12 protein-coding genes are annotated in these 18,876 nt (G+C 57.3%); 9 read left to right on the top strand and 3 right to left on the bottom strand.

Translation table 11 applies throughout. The annotated features are described in order from the left end of the window. Positions 1–68 precede the first annotated feature (68 nt). The 6 genes from bcsA (WH279_RS01635) to WH279_RS01610 all read left to right on the top strand — a co-directional run bounded on the left by bcsA (WH279_RS01635) (position 69) and on the right by WH279_RS01610 (position 11,514). On the top strand, positions 69–2,168 hold the full coding sequence (bcsA, locus tag WH279_RS01635; RefSeq protein WP_339454803.1) for a UDP-forming cellulose synthase catalytic subunit: 2,100 nt from the start codon (positions 69–71) through the stop codon (positions 2,166–2,168). Beyond that, complete coding sequence (gene bcsB, locus WH279_RS01630) at positions 2,165–4,660, top strand: cellulose biosynthesis cyclic di-GMP-binding regulatory protein BcsB (RefSeq protein ID WP_339454802.1); 2,496 nt, start codon at positions 2,165–2,167, stop codon at positions 4,658–4,660. Before bcsA (WH279_RS01635) ends, bcsB begins: the two co-directional genes overlap by 4 nt. Then, entirely contained in the window at positions 4,660–8,715 is a 4,056-nt protein-coding gene (locus WH279_RS01625) for a cellulose biosynthesis protein BcsC (protein ID WP_339454901.1), read from the top strand. The genes bcsB and WH279_RS01625 overlap by 1 nt, the downstream gene beginning before the upstream one ends. 2 nt (positions 8,716–8,717) lie before the next feature. After that, entirely contained in the window at positions 8,718–9,182 is a 465-nt protein-coding gene (gene bcsD, locus WH279_RS01620) for a cellulose biosynthesis protein BcsD (RefSeq protein ID WP_339454801.1), read from the top strand. An 11-nt stretch (positions 9,183–9,193) separates the two neighbouring features. Continuing rightward, positions 9,194–10,192 (top strand): glycosyl hydrolase family 8, encoded by a 999-nt coding sequence (locus tag WH279_RS01615; RefSeq protein WP_339454900.1) that lies wholly within the window; start codon positions 9,194–9,196, stop codon positions 10,190–10,192. Positions 10,193–10,380: 188 nt separating this feature from the next. Next, positions 10,381–11,514 (top strand): integrase core domain-containing protein, encoded by a 1,134-nt coding sequence (locus WH279_RS01610; protein WP_339454800.1) that lies wholly within the window; start codon positions 10,381–10,383, stop codon positions 11,512–11,514. A gap of 148 nt (positions 11,515–11,662) precedes the next feature. Here the strand turns inward: WH279_RS01610 and bcsG are convergent, their stop codons facing one another. The 3 genes from bcsG to bcsE are packed head-to-tail and all read right to left on the bottom strand — an operon-like array spanning position 11,663 to position 15,050. Continuing rightward, positions 11,663–13,318 (bottom strand): cellulose biosynthesis protein BcsG, encoded by a 1,656-nt coding sequence (gene bcsG / locus WH279_RS01605; RefSeq protein ID WP_339454799.1) that lies wholly within the window; start codon positions 13,316–13,318, stop codon positions 11,663–11,665. Then, a complete protein-coding gene (gene bcsF, locus WH279_RS01600; protein WP_339454798.1) occupies positions 13,315–13,506 on the bottom strand; it encodes a cellulose biosynthesis protein BcsF in 192 nt (63 codons plus the stop codon). The genes bcsG and bcsF overlap by 4 nt, the downstream gene beginning before the upstream one ends. Next, positions 13,503–15,050 carry a cellulose biosynthesis protein BcsE gene (gene bcsE / locus WH279_RS01595; RefSeq protein ID WP_339454797.1) on the bottom strand — a complete coding sequence of 516 codons (1,548 nt, stop codon included), beginning with the start codon at positions 15,048–15,050 and terminating at the stop codon, positions 13,503–13,505. The genes bcsF and bcsE overlap by 4 nt, the downstream gene beginning before the upstream one ends. Positions 15,051–15,346: 296 nt before the next feature. Between bcsE and bcsR the strand changes: the two genes are divergently transcribed. The 3 genes from bcsR to bcsA (WH279_RS01580) are packed head-to-tail and all read left to right on the top strand — an operon-like array spanning position 15,347 to position 18,872. Further along, the gene (bcsR, locus tag WH279_RS01590; protein ID WP_339454796.1) at positions 15,347–15,538 is read left to right on the top strand and encodes a cellulose biosynthesis protein BcsR; all 192 of its coding nucleotides are present in this window, start codon (positions 15,347–15,349) and stop codon (positions 15,536–15,538) included. Further along, positions 15,538–16,266, top strand: a complete 729-nt coding sequence (gene bcsQ / locus WH279_RS01585) for a cellulose biosynthesis protein BcsQ (protein WP_339454795.1) — start codon at positions 15,538–15,540, stop codon at positions 16,264–16,266. The genes bcsR and bcsQ overlap by 1 nt, the downstream gene beginning before the upstream one ends. Beyond that, positions 16,263–18,872, top strand: a complete 2,610-nt coding sequence (gene bcsA / locus WH279_RS01580) for a UDP-forming cellulose synthase catalytic subunit (protein WP_339454794.1) — start codon at positions 16,263–16,265, stop codon at positions 18,870–18,872. Before bcsQ ends, bcsA (WH279_RS01580) begins: the two co-directional genes overlap by 4 nt. The last annotated feature ends 4 nt before the right edge of the window (positions 18,873–18,876 follow it).

Genomic DNA, 18,876 nt, shown 5'->3' with positions numbered 1-18,876 from the left:
CCTGAAGACGCGCGGTCCGATTATTTGGGGCTGCCACGAATTATAACAATCCGTATTCAGGATGACTTATGAATAAAGTCATGTTTTATCTGCTGCTGCTGATATTGTCCCCCTTAGCCGCAGTGATCATCATCACGCCGATGGATAGTCAGAAACAATATATTTTCGGCTTAATCTCTATCGCGATCCTGTTCTTATTGGGGATCAGCAAGAGCAAAAAAATCTCGCTGGTGATGGTGATCCTCTCCGCAATGATGTCTACGCGTTATATTTACTGGCGCGCAACGGAGACACTGCATTTTTATTCTGAAGTAGAAGCCATTCTCGGTATCGGGTTATTTATTGCCGAACTTTATGTCTGGCTGATATTAATCCTCGGTTATCTGCAAACCTCATGGCCGCTTAAACGCACCATTGAGCCGCTGCCGGACGATGTCAGCCTGTGGCCAACCGTGGATGTTTACGTCCCCAGCTATAACGAAAGCCTGGATGTGGTGCGTGATACTGTGCTGGCCGCCCAGTGCATCGACTACCCGCGCGATAAGATAAAAATTTATCTGCTTGATGACGGTAAGCGCAGCGAGTTTGCCCGCTTTGCCGCCGATGTTGGCGTGGGTTACATCACCCGTGATAATAACCACCATGCGAAAGCCGGTAACCTCAACCATGCGATGAAAATCACCAAAGGTGAACTGATCTGCGTGTTTGACTGTGACCACGTCGCGACCCGTACTTTCCTCCAGGCGACCGTGGGTGCCTTCCTGAAAGATGAAAAGCTGGCACTGCTGCAAACGCCTCACTACTTCTATTCACCGGACCCGTTTGAACGCAACCTGAAAGCCGCGCGTGACATTCCTAACGAAGGCGCACTGTTCTACGGGCCGGTACAGCAGGGTAACGATAACTGGAACGCGACCTTCTTCTGCGGTTCCTGTGCGGTGATCCGCCGTTCAGCGCTGGAAGAAATTGGCGGCTTTGCGGTTGAAACCGTCACCGAAGATGCGCATACCGCGCTGAAAATGCAGCGTCTGGGCTGGGGCTCTGCCTTCCTGGCGATCCCGCTGGCGGCCGGTCTGGCGGCCGAGCGTCTGGGCCTGCATATTGTTCAGCGTACCCGCTGGGCGCGCGGTATGACGCAGATTTTCCGCGTCGATAACCCGCTGCTGGGCCGGGGGCTGAAATGGCAGCAGCGTCTGTGCTATCTCAACGCCATGCTGCACTTCCAGTTTGGTCTGCCGCGCGTCATCTTCCTGACGGCACCGCTGGCCTACCTGCTGTTTAACCTGAACATCATTCACTCATCAGCCAGCCTGATTTTTGCTTATGTGCTGCCGCACCTGGTGATGTCGCTGTATGTTAACTCCCGCATGAATGGTCGCTTCCGTGCCACCTTCTGGGGGGAGATATACGAAACGGTGATGGCATTCCACCTGGTGATCCCGACCTTCCTGACCATGATTTCACCGAAACACGGTAAGTTTAACGTGACGGATAAAGGCGGCCTGCTGGATGTCGGTTTCTTCGACTTTAACATCGTTCGTCCACATGTGATCTGCGCCCTGCTGCTGCTAGTGGGTGTGGTTAGCGGCATCATCCGCGCTACCGCCCATGATTACTTTGGCGTTGACCCTTATGTGATTGCGCTGAACGTCGGCTGGGCAACCTTCAGCCTGATTATTCTGATGGCCGCTATCGCCGTTGCACGTGAGACCAAGCAGGTGCGTAAAACCATCCGTATTGATGTCAGTCTGCCGGTCGTAGTGCATTACGCCAGCGGCATCTCTTCGCGGGCCACCACCATCAACCTGTCGATGGGGGGTGCGCAGATCCAGGCCCCGGACCAGCGTCATGAAAACGATGAGATTGAAGCGATTGATGTCATCCTGCAATCCGGCGTGATCTCCATCCCTGCGCAGTCTATCGGTGCTGAAGATGACGTCATCCGTCTGCAATTCCACGAAATGCCGCTGTCGCGCCGCCGTGAACTGGTGCGTGTGGTGCTGTCGCGTGCCGATGCATGGATTCAGCCGGAAGGACGTAAAGATAATCCGCTGCGTTCGTTGTTAACCATTATTCGTACGGTATTTGAACTGTTCTGGCTAACGTGGAAAGACCGTCGTGCCAAGAAAAAACGTCTGGCACAAGCGGAAGAGGATAGTGTGGCATGAAGCATTTATTACTGCGCGCACTGTGCCTGAGTACAGCGCTTACCCTGGGCAGTGTTCAGGCCGATCCGACCAGCGTGACCCAGGACAGCAGCGCGCTGTCTGATATTCCGCCGCCGGCCGATGTCGGTGCGGCGGCGGAACCTGTCGCACCGTCTGCTGAGTTACAAGAAAACGATCAGCCTGCCGCTGCTGCGGAAGGCGACTTACCTGCGGGCGAAGAAGCCGCACTGCCGCCGGGGACGAATGAGGGGCTGCCTGCGGGCCTGCCACCGTTACCGGCCCCGGTGATGGAGGATGCGACTGCAGCGGAAACGGTGATGCTCAACCAGCCGCTGACCAGTACGGTCAGCGTGGCGCAGATGGGCCAGACGCAGGGTATTACACTGACCGGCGGCCAGTTGCAGTCAGGCATCGTCTTTACACTGCCGACGGATGAAGTCATCACCAATGCGCGTCTGAACCTGTCGCTGAAAGTGTCACAGGCACTGGCAGCGCGTAACACCTCGCTGCAACTGATGCTGAACGGTCAGCCACTGGGCACCTTGCCACTGAGTGCGTCCGACCGTGCCAGCGAAGATTATCAGCTGGATATTCCCGCTGCGATGGTGGTATCGAGCAATAACCTGAGCTTCAAAGTTAACGATGCAGACCAGTTAATCTGTGAGCGCGATAGCGATCAGCTGTATCAGGTGACAATCCTGCCGAAAACCACGCTGTCGCTGGAAGGCCAGCAGTTAAACATCGGCACCAGCCTGCGTAATTTCCCACGTCCGTTTATTGATCCCCTGCGGATGAGTCCGTCGAGCGTTGCCATGATCTTTGGCGAAAATGTGACGCCAGGTGACGTCAGTGCAGCGGCGATCCTGTCATCCTGGATGGGGATTCAGGCAGACTATCGCGGCATCAACTTCCCGGTGATTCGTGGACAACTGCCCGAGAAAAACGGCGTGGTGTTTGGTCACCCCGGCGAGAAAATTGGCAGCCTGACGTTACCGGACAGCGAAGGACCGTCACTGCAAATCGTGGATAACCCGGATAACCCGGTCTATAAACTGCTGCTGATTATCGGGAAAACCGACGACCAGCTGCGTCAAGCGACCTGGCGACTGCTGCAACCCTTCGACGTGGATGAGTCTACGCTGGCCGTGGCTCCGCAGAGTATGCCGCTTCGTCAGCCGTACGATGCGCCGCGCTGGATCAATACCGACCGCCCGGTTCGCCTGAGCGAGTTGCTGCGTAAAGATCAGAACCTGACCACCACCGGCCTCTGGCACGATGCGCTGCGCGTTAACTTCCGCGCTGCGCCAGATCTGTTCCTGTGGGACGGTGACAGCATTCCGGTGCAACTGAACTATCGCTTCCCGTCAGAAAGCTGGATTGATGAAGATCGTTCCCTGCTCAACGTCACGCTGAACGGCACCTTCCTGCGTAACCTGACGGTGAACAAAGTGGGCCTGCTGGAGAACATCTGGCACCGCCTTGGCGGTGATGCACGTCAGGAGAAATACAGCCTGAGACTGGACCCGTACCTGATTTACGGCGACAACCAGATGCAGCTCTATTTCAACATCAAACCCAAGGCCAGCGCCCCCTGTAGCGTGCTGACCAATAACAACATTAAGAGCCGGATTGAGGATGATTCGTTTATCGATCTGAGTCATACCCGTCACTTTACGCTGTTGCCGAACCTCTCTTACTTCGTGGGTGCCTCTTTCCCGTTCTCGCGTCTGGCTGACTATTCGCAGACGGTGCTGCTGCTGCCCTCAAACCCAACCGATGCTGAAATCAGCACGCTGCTGGATATGGCAGGGCGTTCGGGTAATGCAACGGGTGCGGCGCTGAGTCAGAACAGCGTGATGTTTGGTATTCCGACGACCGGCACACTGCGCGGTCGTCTGGAAAACAGCGATATTCTCTCGGTATCCACGCTGTCGCAGGCCAGCTTTAACCGCGAGATGCTGGAGAGTTCACCGTATGAGCTGAACAACCATACGCTGGGCGTTAAAGTCCCGAATATACTGGATAACCTGCGTGGCTGGCTGACGGGTGACTGGTATCGCCAGACGCTGGATGCTGACCGTTACTTCTCGTCAAATGAAGACTGGCGTGGCTTTATCAGCTATCGCTCACCGTGGAACAGCAGCCGCCTCGTGGTCATGACGGTGGCAACGGATGATAACCAGCTGGCCCGTTTGCATACCGACATGACCTCATCGCGGATTAACGCCGGTATTCGTGGCGATACGGCGATCATTACGGATGAAAACGGTATTCGCAGCTTCCGCGTTGGCGCGCAGTTCCCGAGCGGGCAGATGCCGTGGTACATGATGGTGGTGTGGTATGCCAACCAGCATGCGGTATTGCTGTCGTTGCTGGCGCTGTTCTGTTCAACGGTGGTGGGCCTGAGTGTCTATGTCTTGCTGAAACGCCATGCACGGCGCCGTCTGCAACCGAATAATAATTCCAATAGCTCTGGCGAGACAAAAGAATGATGAAAACCACACTCACTCCCTTAACCGCCAGAATTCGTCATTGCTGGATGATTGGCAGCGGGCTTGCGCTGTCGGTGATGGCATCTCCATTGTTTGCCGCAGAGAGTAACCCGGCGATTCAGGCACTGTTTGACCAGGCGAACTACTGGCATCAGAAAGCCCATGATGAGCTGGCGCGTGATGCGTTAAACAAAGTGCTGATGGTTGACGGCAACAACGCCCAGGCGCTGTATCTGATGGCGCTCTGGTCCCAGCAGAGCGGTGACGGGGCAGCGGCGGCTAAATGGCGGGCACGCCTGAGCCAGGTGTCACCGCAGGATTCGCGTCTGTCTGAGCTGGATAACGCACGCCAGTTGCAAACGATTCCGGCGGCGCAGCTGTCGCTGGCACGTCAGCAGGCGCGCAGCGGCAACACCGCCGCCGCATTACAGACCTGGCGTAATACCTTTAAAGGCACCGAGCCTCCTGCCAGTGTGGCGGCGGAGTATTATCTGACAATGGCCGGTGACCGCGCCATGCTGCCGCAGGCGGTAGATAACCTGCGCCAGTTCGCAGCACAGCATCCACAGGATACGGGCGCGAAACTGGCACTCGGTAAAGCGCTGACCTATCAGGAAGCGACCCGCCGTGAAGGCCTGCAAACGCTGGCAGAGCTGGCAGGCGGCAACGCCGATGCTGACCGCTCTCTGCGTCAGGCCCTGCTCTGGCTGGGTCCGCAAGCCGGGGATGCCCCGCTGTACCAAAATTACCAGCAACGTCATCCGCAAGATAAGACGGTGATGGACTACTTCCGTAAAAACGTGGGCGGAGCAGCGAAAGGTCAGGGCTTTAACGCACTGAACAGCGGCGACGTCACGGGCGCGCAAACCGCGTTCGACCAGGTCCTGCAAACCAACCCGGAAGATGCGGATGCGCTGGCTGGCCTCGGCTATGTGGCGCAGCGCAGCGGTGATTATGCCAAAGCGGCAGATTATCTGGATCGTGCCGCGAAGCTGGGCGGTACTAACAGCGAGCAGCGCCAGCAGCAGGCAACGGATGCCCGTTTCTACGGCCAGTTAGCCAGTGCGCAGCAGGCGATGAAATCCGGTGACAGCGCCCAGGCGCTGAGCCTGAGTGAACCGTTAACGCAGGCGGCGGGCGAGAAAGGCGTCACGGCGAAGCTGTTCCGCGCTGACGTGTTGCGCCGTAATAATCAACTGGATCAGGCTGCACAGAGCTATCGTGACGTGCTGGCGAGTGATGCGGATAATCGCCCGGCGAAAGAAGGGCTGTTCTATGTGCTGCGTCAGCAGGGCAATACCGCCGAAGCCAACACGCTGCTGGCCTCGCTGCCTTCCAGCGTGCGCGAAGCGGTGACGCCGCGTCCGGTGGCGACCAGCGAACCGGTACGTCGTGAAGCGAAACAGGCGCTGGCTGCGGGTAATCCACAGCGCGCCATCAGCATCCTGCAACAGGGCATGCAGCGCTTCCCGGCTGACGGCTGGTTGCGCCTCGATCTGGCGCGTATTTATCAGCAGCAGGGCAATACCGCCGCCGCATCGGGTGTGATGCAGCCTGCCTTCCGTAACGGTGCCAGCAGCAATGAAGTCTATGCAGCCGCGCTGTTTGCCAGCGAAAGCGGTGCCTGGGCACAGGCGCAGAGCCTGCTGTCGCGCATTCCGGCGCGCAGCCAGAATGCTGATATGCGTGCGCTGGTGCAACGTGTGAACTTCAATCAACAGATGTCCGTCGCTCAACAGTATCTGGCGCAGGGCTCGAATGCGGCGGCAGCGAATACGCTGAAAGCGCTGGCGGCGAACCCGCCACAGAACCCGGCCGATGTGGGTAACCTGGCGAAAGGCCTGGCGCAGGCGGGCGATATGTCCACGGCGGTGGCTCTGGTGCGCGCGAACATGCAGCGTGGCGTGCAGGGTAACGCCGGCGACTATGCGGCACAGGTGGCAGTACTGAATCAGGCAGGTCTGGGGGCAGAAGGGCAGGCCTTCCTCAGTAACCCGGAATTGCAGTCACGCAGCACCAGCGAGCAACTGGCGGGTCTGCGTAACGGTGAGGTGATCAATGAAGTGGATAACCTGCGCGAACGTAAACAGTATGCTGCCGCCTACGACAAACTGATTGGCGCCCTGCAGAAAGATCCGCAGAACTCCGATCTGATGTTCGCGATGGCGCGTCTGTACCAGTCCGGCAAAATGAACAAAGAAGCGGCGGTGGTTTACGACTACCTGATGACCCGCGATACCGAGACTCAGGACGCGCGCGAAGGGGCGATCAATACTGCCCTGGCGCTGAATGACGTGCCAAAAGCACGCGGTCTCGCCAGCGGCCTGCGCGGGGAACCTTCACCGGAACGGCTGCTGCTGCTGGCGCGTGTTTCTGAAGCAGAAGGCGACCACAACCAGGCGCTGAGCTACCTGCGCACGGCGAAAGGCAAGATGATTGGCCTGGAGGGCAGCAGTGTGGGCAGCGTGGCCGGTATTGGTGGGCTGACGCTGTCTGATAACCCGTTTATCAACCGCACCACCATGACGGTCCGCAAATCCCCTTCGGTGTATGGCAATACCATGCCGTGGCAGCAGGCGCCGGATGCGCGTGACTACCGCAATATCGGGGGGGCCAGCGGCGGTCTGACGGTGGTTGGCGGTGGCTCAGAGGCCGCCCTCCAGCAGAACCAGACGCTGCACCAGATCGACACCATGATGGACGAGCTGACGAAAGATACCGGAACCTGGATGCAGGGGGGCGTGCAGATCCGTGGGCGTGACGGCGAAAACGGCTTAAGTAAGCTGACCGAAGCCAAAGCCCCGCTGGTGTGGTCAAGTTCACCGCTGGGCGATGCGCGCTTTGACTTTACCGTAACGCCAATGACGCTGAGTGCAGGCAGTGCCAGCGGTGATGCTTATCGTCGTCTCGGTACGGGTGCAGCAGGTGTGTCTGTAGAGAACCTGATTCAGAATATCAAGAATGAGCAGACCAACTACAGCGGATTAACCGCCACCGAGAAGGCGACATTTGATGCCGCTAACCCGGGCGTGGGGGCTGAGCTGACCAACCTTACAGGTATTGATAGTGCGGATTATAATCCGTTCACTAACAGTGGCCTGAGTAACTTGCAGAGCCTGAACAATAACGCCACGCTGGCAAAATACCTGGCGGCTTCATCTCGTAAAGTTAACGTTGATACTGCATCGTCAGCCTCAACCGATTCTCAGACCGCAACCGGTGTGGAGCTGAACCTGGCGCTAAGCGGCGACAGCTACAAAATTGACCTCGGCAGCACACCGCTGGGGCAGGATCTCAGCACCATGGTCGGTGGCGTGAAGTGGGCGCCGAAGCTGACGGACTACCTGACGCTGATCCTGACCGGTGAACGCCGCGCCGTCACCGACAGCCTGCTCTCTTATGTGGGGGTGAAAGATGCCTACACCGGGAAGAGCTGGGGCCGCGTGACCAAGAACGGCGGTAACGCGCTGTTAAGCTACGATGATGGCGATGCCGGATTCTATGTGGGCGCAGGTGGTTACAGCTATATCGGTGAAAACGTGGCCAGCAACACCTCGTTAATGGGGAATGCCGGCGCCTATGTGCGTCCGTTCCACTTTAACGATCGCGAGCTGAAAACCGGGATCAACATCAGTTGGATGGACTTCTCGAAAAACCTCAGCAACTTCAGCTACGGTTCAGGGGGTTACTTCAGCCCGCAGAACTATGTCAGCGTGTCGTTCCCGGTAGATTTCACCCAAACCTATGACGATGTGAGCGTGAAGATCGGCGGTTCGGCGGGCTATCAGTCCTATACTCAGGACAAAGCCGCCTACTTCCCGAACAACAGCGACTATCAGGCACTGCTGGAAGATATGGTGACAGCGGGCTATGCCAAAGAAGCCTACTTCAGCGGCGGCAGCAAAAGCGGCATCGGCTATAACCTGCATGCGGGCGCCGATTACAAGATCAACAAAGACGTTACCATTGGCGGTCAGTTGGGCTATGACACCTTTGGCGACTATAACGAAAGTACAGCGCAGCTCTACTTCCGCTACATGCTGGGAGGCAAATAAGCATGAGTCAGTTACAGGAACGCACCCTGCAATATTACCGTCAGCAGCAGTATCAGCCGGGCTGGTTTGATCTGCTGAGTGTGATGATTAATGGAATGCTGAATAACGCCGGTGAGCTCGAAAGTCAGGCCTTTTTACGCCAGATGGGCGATAGCCTGGCCCATCGTTACCCGCTGGGCGCGATCGCGACCGTGGCGGATCTGGAAGCACAGATCAATCAGGTGCTGGCGCGCTTCAACTGGGGATTTGTTGATCTTAAACCGTCGGAGACGGCGATTGTTATCGATCATCTGGCGCTGCCGCCGGGCGATGGCGTGATGCCGGACCGTCAGTGGCGTCTGGCGTTGGGTGCGGTTCTGCTGGGCCTGTATGCCCGCTGGCTGCGCGGTCAGGGAGGGGGCGATAACGTTTCCCTGACCTGTGAAGAGACCGGTGAAAGCTCACTGCGCTTTCGTTACCAGGCATGAGGAGTAGGATGATGGCAATGTTCAGGGCAGGAATAATTTTGCTTGCGCTGGTGCTGGGGATGTCCCAGGCCAGTGCCGCAGACGGTTGGAGCACGTTTAAAACGCGTTTTATGACATCCGAAGGACGTATCCAGGATACGGGCAATAATAATGTCAGCCACACGGAAGGCCAGGGCTATGCGATGCTGATGGCGGTGTATTACAACGACCGCAGTAGTTTCGACAGCCTGTGGCGCTGGACGCAGAAGAACCTCAGCAATCCGAACAACGGTCTGTTCTACTGGAAGTACATCCCCGGTGCCAGCGACCCGGTCAGTGACCGCAACAACGCCTCTGATGGTGATGTGTTGATCGCCTGGGCACTGCTGAAAGCGGGCAATAAGTGGAATGTACCGGCGTATTTACAAGTGTCCGATCGTCTGCAAAAAGCGATTATTGACCGCAATGTGATCACCTTTGCCGGGCGGACGATTATGTTGCCTGGCGCGCAGGGTTTTAACAAAACCAGCTATGTGATCCTCAACCCATCCTACTTTATTTTCCCGGCGTGGCGTGACTTTGCTGCCCGCAGCCATTTGAAGGTGTGGAACGCCCTGATTGACGATGGTACGCAGCTGCTGTCTGAGATGCGTTTTGGTGACAGTGGCCTGCCAATGGACTGGGTGGCGATGAACGCCGACGGTTCAATGGCTCCGGCTACCGCCTGGCCGCCGCGTTTCAGTTATGATGCGATCCGTGTTCCGCTTTATCTGCACTGGTATGATCCTGCCTCGCTGCAACTGGTGCCGTTCCAGCGTTTCTGGATGAACTTCCAGCGGCTGCAAACGCCGGCCTGGATTGATGTGCTCAGTAGCGATAAAGCGCCGTACAATATGGCGGGCGGCCTGCTGGCGGTGCGCGATTTGACGCTGGATGATACCGGTTATATCAATGATGCGTTGAACAGCAGTGAGGATTATTATTCGGCCAGTCTGCGCCTGTTGACGTTCCTGGCGCTGAACGACCGCTAACGCCTTCACCTGCGGGTCGGGCATGCCCGACCCCTACAACGGACAGGTCACCCACCCTCATTTTGCGTAGGGGCGAGGCACGGGTACAGACCGACCACATGGGTAACACTTTAGACTGACCACATGGGTAACAGTTATAAACGGCATAGCGGAAGAGACTCACTATGCCCTGGACTGAGACTGTTACCATGCAACGCCTCGATTTTATCCGTGCCTGCCTCGCAGGCACACACTCTGTCGCTTCACTTTGCCGCCAGTTCGGCATCAGCCGCAAAACCGGCTACAAATGGCTTGAACGCTTTGACCCCGGCGACCTTCGCTCCCTTGAAAACCTCTCCCGCGCGCGCCTCACCTCATCCTGCGTTATCCCTCCCGACCTGGCACAGCACCTGATATCCCTGCGCCGCGCACACCCGGACTGGGGGCCCAAAAAACTGCGACACTGGCTGATTAACACGGGCCATCCCGGCCACGTTCCTGCCGCCAGCACCATCGGCAACCTGCTCGCTCGCGAAGGGCTGGTCACGCCCCGTAAAGTCCGCCGCCGCACGCCCGGTAACGCCGCAGGTCTGACGGATATCTGCCGCGTTAATCAGGTCTGGAGCGCAGACTTCAAGGGCTGGTTCCGCCTGCGTGACCGCAGCCTCTGCCGGCCATTCACCCTGACGGATAACCTCAGCCGCTACCTGCTGGCGTGTGAAGCAGGCACCCGTGAAACCGGGGCGTTCGTCCGCCAGAATCTTGAGCGGGCCTTCCGGGAATACGGGCTGCCGGACGTGATACGCACGGACAACGGGCATCCCTTCGCCGGTACGGGCATCGCCGGCCTGAGCCGGCTCAGCGTCTGGCTGATAAAGCCGGGCATCCTGCCGGAACGGATCAGGAAAGGGCATCCTGAAGAGAACGGGCGGCATGAGCGGATGCACCGTTCACTGAAGAGAGCGCTGGCCTGCGGCAACATCTTCACGACGCAGGCAGAGCAGCAGATGTGGTTCGACGCCTACCGGCGAGAGTTCAACGCAGAGCGGCCGCACGAGGCGCACGGAGGAAAAACGCCGTCGTCGGTATGGACCCCGTCAGCACGGGGGTGGGACGGGGAGGTGCCGGAGGTGAAATACCCGGAGGGCTCAAGGCTGCTGCGGGTTCAGGCAAAGGGAGGAATAAAGCTGGATAAGTGGATGTTCCTGAGCGAAGCGCTGAGGGGAGAATACGTGAGGCTGGTCGAAGTGGATGACGGCGTGGATGTCATCCTCTTCGACCGGCTGATACTGGCTTACTATGAACGGGCAGAAAAGCGTATTATCAGGGTCGACCCGGCATAAAAGTGTTACCTGTGTGCCCGGTCTGATCTGTTACCTATGTACCCGGTCCTACACATGCCCGACCCCTACAACGGACAGGTCACCCACCCTCATTTTGCGTAGGGGCGAGGCACGCCTCGCCCTGATGTGGTTCGGGCATGCCCGGCTCCTACTGTGGATACGCCACCCAATCCCCACCGTTCAGCCGAATCCAGGGTTTCCCCTGATACATCATCACCACCGCATTATCATTCTCGGAGATCACCGGGGTCTGGGGTAAATCAGCCGTCAGTGTCGCCATATTCACATTGGCGGCATTAAACACCTGACCATCAACCACGCGGGAAACCAACTCGGAAATCGCAAGCAGGCTGGTCGGCGTACTGACATTCAGCGGCTGTGCAGCATGGGGTGCCTTCATCCCAACAAACTTGATGCCCACCGGAACATGGGTAATCGACGGGCTGGGAATATCGCGCAGGCCGGACATCTGCATCCGGTCACCTTCCAGCGCCGCACCGTGCTCTGGCACCACCAGCACCATCACCCGGCGGCCGGACTTATCCAGATTGGTCAGAAAATCATCCAGCTGATCGAACAGCTTTTTCGCCCGTGGCTCCCAGGGGGCGGTTTTGTTGCTGCCCAATTCACGCGTGCCGTCGTGCAGTGGGATCAGATTATAGAAAGTGGCACTGCGGGCCTCGCTGCTTTTCTGCCGGTCATCCAGCCAGCGCTGCATCACCTGGGCATCATCAAACACCGGTTCCCCGTCAAACGAGGTTAACTGAGGTTTCAGCCCGGCCTGTGACATCAGCGGTGCCTGTAAATTGCCGTCATCACGCAGTTCCTGCAAATAACCGCCAAATACACCCGGATGGTCCAGCATCAGCTGTTGCTTAAAGCCGAGCTTCGCCAGGTTATCAAACAGATAGCAACGCTCATCAACCGGTTTGTACAGATCGCTGTGCGAACTCTGACCACAGCTGGCACGCAGCAGGCGGATCCCCGCCGGGCCGCTGTAGCCGGTAGCGGCATTGTAGTTATCCAGCACCACATCAAAGTGCTGCCACAGTGGGTGATTGCGCAGTTTCGCAAACTCGATGTCTGACCAGGCCAGCGAGCAGATATTGATCACCAGAATATCAAAGGGCGCGGAGTCCGCAGGCAGCGTCTCCGGGAACTGCGTAATGCGCTGTTTTTCGCTGTTATAGAAGGCGTTCAGATGAGCCGTCAGGTTGGCGCTGGTGGGAGGAAGCGTCTCTTCCATACCGCTTGCCGCACTTTTTAAAGCCTCAGGTGCCGGGTTTGTTGCCACCGGCGGTGTGGCTTCCCCGGCAGGCAGCAGGTTAAATGCCGGTCCGGCGAGGTTCACCACGTTCACCCACACCAGCATCAGCGAAACCACCACCGTCACCCGCACCCATTGGGCAAGGAACAGATACAGCACCAGCAGAATAAAGGCACCGCCGACCATCTGCCAGTTGATGAAGCGGGTCGTTAAGTCCAGCAGATAGTCGGCGGAAAACCCGGCGAGCTGCCCGCCCTGACTGAGCAGCGTTTGCAGGCCCGGTAGCCAGGTATCCTGCCAGAACAGGGCAATACCAATGGGAACCGAGATCCAGTGACGCAGCCGGTGCAGCCTCACCGATGGGATCGGCATCAGCAGCCACGCCAGGAAAATCAGATTGTTCAGCGCATGGAAATTAAGGTAGCCAAACCACAGCAGCGCAAATTTGAGCAGAAAGTAAAAATTCCAGCCGCCCAGCCCGCGCCAGTAGCGCCAGACAGGAGGGGATGCAGATGTGACAGGTTGGCGATCGTTCATCGTTTCTTGGTTTCCGAATCAGGATATTTTCGCCGCCAGGTCCCTTCATATTTCAGGGCGCGAGGTGGCAGAACACGGTGCAGGATCCCGCGCCATTTTTTGGGCAGCCAGCGGCTGTAAAAAGGCTTCAGTAATAACAGGATCAACAGCAGCAGAATGACGATCTGCACCCCATCCATCAGTGTCATTGCGGGCCCTCTTTATCTGAACGGGTGGCGAGCGTCACTTCTTCCGGCACCAGGCGGATCTCTGGCTGTTTGGTATCGGCCGCCAATTCGTGGGTCTCAGTCGGTGGCGCATCACGCCAGGCGCTGGGCAACATACTGGTTATCTGCCTGACTTCCGAAAGGATTTGTAAATCCTCAAACCACACCATCCGGTTAGTGAAAATCTCGTTGGGCGGCAGATGAAAAATGTACTGCAATGCCGTATCCAGGTCGGTGTAACGGCAGGAGGAGAGGAACAGATACACCCGATCCTCTATACGTGTCACCAGGTCACCGTAGCGTCGCGGCTTGCACAGCGTCAGCGCCTGTTCCGGGCTGAGTTCCGGCACGGGACGCAAAGCCACCAGCAGACCTTTGCCATCTTCCGGTAGCATGGTGTTACCGATCAACCGTGTCACTGAGCGGCAAAAATGCTCCAGCGGCAGGTAGCCTTTCTCCTGCAGTGGCTGCATGGAACGCAGTAATACGCCAAGGTCAGCAGGTACATGGCGGTTATAGAACTGCCCCTGCAACCCTTCCAAAGTGGTAAGAAAACGCGACATAGTGGCATTGAAGGGCACGATGGCATTCACGCCGCAGGCCAGCAGCAGGCGTTCATCGCTGTAGCGCAGGGACGTTTGCATTTCACGCACCACAATTTTCAGGGCGCTGCCGCGCGTGCGGCGCAGGCCGTGAATATCACCCGCCAGAGTCGCGATTTGGTCGTTATGATGCAGATTAAAGATCACCGTGGCGGCACTGGCCTGCTGCGCCCGGCTGGCAAGCTGACTGTTATCATCAAACAGCGTCCATGCGCTGGAAAGAGGTGGCGCACCTTCCAGTACCGTTTTTTCTGCCAGATAAAGATATTCATCATTTAATGTTAACGGTGTGTTTTGCTCTTCTTCATTAATTTGCAGGAAAGAATCCTGACTCAGCGTGAGTCGCAGCGCACGATCTGCCAGCATGCCACTTTTATTACACCACCAGTTAACCCGGTAATTCCAGCTGTCCTGTTGCCATTCAAGATGCGACAAACCCTCCAGATGACGATAGCGCGTTTGTAAATCATTACGCAGGAGATTAACGCCGGGACCAGAGGTGATAATCAACATTGTTGATTTTCGCGCGGTTAACCATTTTTGTATTCCCTTCAGCCAGCTATTTAACTCGATGGACGATAACGTCTCCCACGTGCTAAAGGCGGTATAAAAAATGAGGAATCGGGGTTTATTGGTTAATACCCGGGAAAAATCTTCCGTCAAATCCATCAGTGCCTCGGTCGTTTCAGGCAAAGAGAATAATGGGATTTTATTCGGGCCGCCTTGTGGAGCAGGTGTCAACAGGCTCTGGGGAGGTTCAGTGGTGCTGATCAGGGTCAACGCTCGTTGAGCCGCTATCGTCTGGCGCACCAGCAGGCGTGCATCTTCCTGCCGGTTTACTGTGACCCAGTAGCAGCCTGGCGGCTGCATCAACACTAATTCATTTTGAACCTGTCCAAGCCCTAAGGTAAATGAAATCGTCATAAGATTTTTTGCACCAGGGATAATCCAGCATGAAGGCAATCTGGAAAAAATTTTTCATAACACTTGTTATACTGTAAATATACATTACTACTTACCAGGTGCCAGTGAATCATTGATATCGATTTCACATTTTTATGCATCAGGTTGCCGGGGACGTCTGGCCACTGATGGCGGTCAGTGTGGGGGCGTGTTCCTCCGGTGGTTTTAACTTAAGGGTAAAACAATGAGATTTAAATCATTAACGTGATAAATGTATATTATTAAATCGATCCATTCCTGCATAATGGCTGGCAAAGATGAATAAAAATCAGCGTCCTGCTTTACAAGCCGAAAGTGAACCACCTGATGATATTAGCGCATTGGGTGAGGCATTTTCACTCGGCGCATTTCGTTATATCGATATCGCCCGTCAGGAAAGACTGGCGGCCATTTATGCGCGATGGCCATTATTGACAGAACTGGATGCACTTCAGAATAAGGAAAGTTAATGCCAATCGTTGCATTGTCGGGATTGCGTGGCGGCGTGGGCACCACTTCTGTCACAGCGGCGCTGGCCTGGGCACTGAACTGCCTGGGTGAACGCACTATTGCCATTGATTTTTCCCCTCATAATCAGCTGGGTACCCATTTTAATTCTCCCCTGGCACATTCCCGTGGCTGGGCACACAGCATGCGACACCAGCAGCCCTGGCAGCAGAGCGCGATGCGTTATACCGCGCAGCTCGACTTTATTCCCTTCGGGCAGCTTCCGCGTGAAGAAGGGCAGGATTATTTTCGTCAGCCTGAAGCGTTAGTGGCACCCTGGTCCACGCGTCTTGAGGCCCTGCGTAGCGAATATCGCTGGGTGCTGCTGGATATCCCGGCGGAGCTGTCCCAACTGAGCCATTCGCTGCTGCAGGCCGATCACCATTTGCTGGTGCTCAACCCGGATGGTAACTGCCATCTGCGCCTGCATCAGGCCAACGTTCCGGCCAACACCCTGTTCCTGATCAACCAGTTTACTTCCGTCAGCAAGGTGCAGCAGGATTTGCACCAGCTGTGGTTAAGCACGCTCAGGGCAATGGTTCCGCTGGTGATCCATCGCGATGAGGCGCTCGCGGAAGCGCTGTTAAGCAAGCAACCGTTGGGCGAATATCGCCCGCTCAGCCTGGCGGCAGAGGAGATGGCGACCCTGGCGACCTGGTGCCTGGTCAACCTTAAAGGTAAAGCGGCATGAACCCACTGCGCTGGCTACTGATCCCCCCGGTGTGGCAGGCATTACACCAGCGCTATCGCGACTATCGTCGTCATCGCGCCCCGGTGCTGACCGCAGCCCTCCAGTGCCTGCTGGTGATGCTGGGCTGGACGCTGCTGCGATTTGAATCCCCGGAGTGGCAGTCCGTGCGTGTCCGCCGCCGCCAGCTCTACCCGCAGATTTCGCCGGAACGCCCACGCCCGGCGGATCTGTTGCGTTATCTGGTACAGAGCCTGTGGCTGGTGTTGTTTATGCCCAATGATGCTTCACCGCGCAGCGAGCGCCTGCGGCTGAATGCCTTCCGCCCGCTGGCGCTCAGGCGCAAACTCTTTCACCGCTGGCTGCACCGCCTGTCGCAAAAAGCGCAACGCAGCAGGCTGGAAAGCCGGGCTGAGCGCTGGTTAAATCAGCTGCATCCGTGGCTGCGCAAAGCCTTGTTCAGCGTGGCGGTGCTGGTGGCTACGGCCCTGGCCCTGCTGTGCATCTCGCAGCCGTTTGATATCTGGACGCAGTTTATCTTTGTTATGGTGCTGTGGATGGTGGCGATGGTGGTGCGGCGGATTCCGGGCCGCCTGCCGGTCATGATGATGATTGTCCTGTCACTGACCATCTCCTGCCGTTATCTGTGGTGGCGCTATACCGTTACGCTGAACTGGGACGACCGGATAAGCCTGATTTTTGGTTTGCTGCTGATTGCTGCTGAAACTTATGCCTGGGTGGTGCTGTTACTGGGATATTTCCAGAGCCTGTGGCCACTGCACCGCCAGCCGGTGTCGATGCCGGAGGATATTGATAGCTGGCCGACGATTGACCTGCTGGTGCCAACCTACAATGAACCGTTAAGCGTCGTTAAGCCGTCCATTTATGCTGCACTGGGCCTCGACTGGCCGCGAGAGAAGCTGACGATCTATCTGCTGGATGATGGGCAACGCCCGGAATTTCGTGAATTTGCCGCCAGCGTTGGTATTCAGTACGTGGCGCGTGAAACCCATGAGCATGCGAAAGCCGGCAATATTAACCATGCCCTGCGCACGGTGTGCCGCAGTGAGTATGTCGCTATCTTTGACTGCGACCACGTGCCCACGCGCTCCTTCCTGCAAATGACCCTGGGCTGGTTTATTAAAGACCCGAAGCTGGGAATGTTGCAGACGCCGCATCACTTCTTCTCGCCGGACCCGTTTGAGCGCAATCTCGGACGTTTCCGCCGTACGCCCAACGAGGGCACGCTGTTCTACGGGCTGGTACAGGATGGTAACGATGTCTGGGATGCCACCTTCTTCTGCGGTTCTTGCGCGGTGCTGCGCCGTAGTGCCCTGGAGGACGTTGGTGGAATTGCCGTTGAGACCGTCACGGAGGATGCCCATACCTCGCTACGCCTGCACCGTAAAGGCTATACCTCGGCCTATATCCGCATTCCGCAGGCCGCCGGGCTGGCGACGGAGAGCCTGTCGGCGCATATCGGGCAGCGCATCCGCTGGGCGCGCGGTATGGTGCAGATTTTCCGCCTGGACAACCCTTTGCTCGGCAAAGGGCTGAAGCTGGTTCAGCGCCTGTGCTACGCCAATGCCATGCTGCACTTCCTTTCGGGCATTCCCCGGCTGATTTTCCTGCTGGCTCCGCTGGCCTTCCTGCTGTGCCACGCGTTTATTATCTTCGCCCCGGCGTTGGCGATCGCCATTTACGTGCTGCCGCATATGCTGCACACCAGCCTGACCAACTCGCGTATCCAGGGCCGCTGGCGGCACTCCTTCTGGAGTGAGGTCTATGAAACTGTGCTGGCCTGGTATATCGCGCGCCCGACCACTGTGGCGCTGCTGAATCCGCATAAGGGGAAATTTAACGTCACTGCTAAGGGCGGTCTGGTCGCGGAGGAGCACCTCGACTGGGTGATCACCCGGCCTTATATGTGCCTGGTGCTGATTAATCTTGCCGGCGTTGTCGCCGCCGTCTGGCGACTTGCATACGGCCCACCCAGCGAGATCCTGACGGTGCTGGTCAGCCTTATCTGGGTGTTTTACAACCTGATTATTCTGGGGGGCGCGGTGGCAGTGTCCGTTGAGGCCCGGCAGATCCGAGAAGCACACCGCGTGGAGATCGCGATGCCTGCGGCCATTGCCCGCGCAGACGGCCATCTGGTGCCTTGCACGTTGCGCGACTATTCAGACGGGGGTGTCGGGGTGGAGCTGCGTGAAGCCAATGCGCTGAGCGATGATGAGGCGGTATTTTTACTGCTTAAACGGGGTCAGCAGGAATTCAGTTTCCCGTGCACTGTGCAGCGCACCTTTGGCCGCCGGGCGGGTATCCGGCTGGATAACCTGACGACGCAGCAGCACGTTGAATTTATTCAGTGCACCTTTGCCCGGGCCGATACCTGGGCACTCTGGCAGGACGGCTTCCCGGAAGATAAACCGGTACAAAGTCTGGTCGATATCGTGGTGCTGGGTTTTAAAGGCTATCTGCGTCTGGCGGAGTACGGGCCACCGCGCCTGCGCCAGTTATTTGTTGGTTTAACCGCGCTGGCAGCGTGGATAACCTCTTTCCTCCCTCATGGTGTGGGGCGCGTGCGCAGCCCCGTGACGCAACAGTGAAGAT

It is taken from the genome of Erwinia sp. MYb375 (genome assembly GCF_037479175.1).
Lineage (GTDB): Bacteria > Pseudomonadota > Gammaproteobacteria > Enterobacterales > Enterobacteriaceae > Erwinia > Erwinia rhapontici.
Note: the sequence above shows the minus strand (reverse complement) of the source record. Positions and strands in the feature narration are given on the sequence as shown.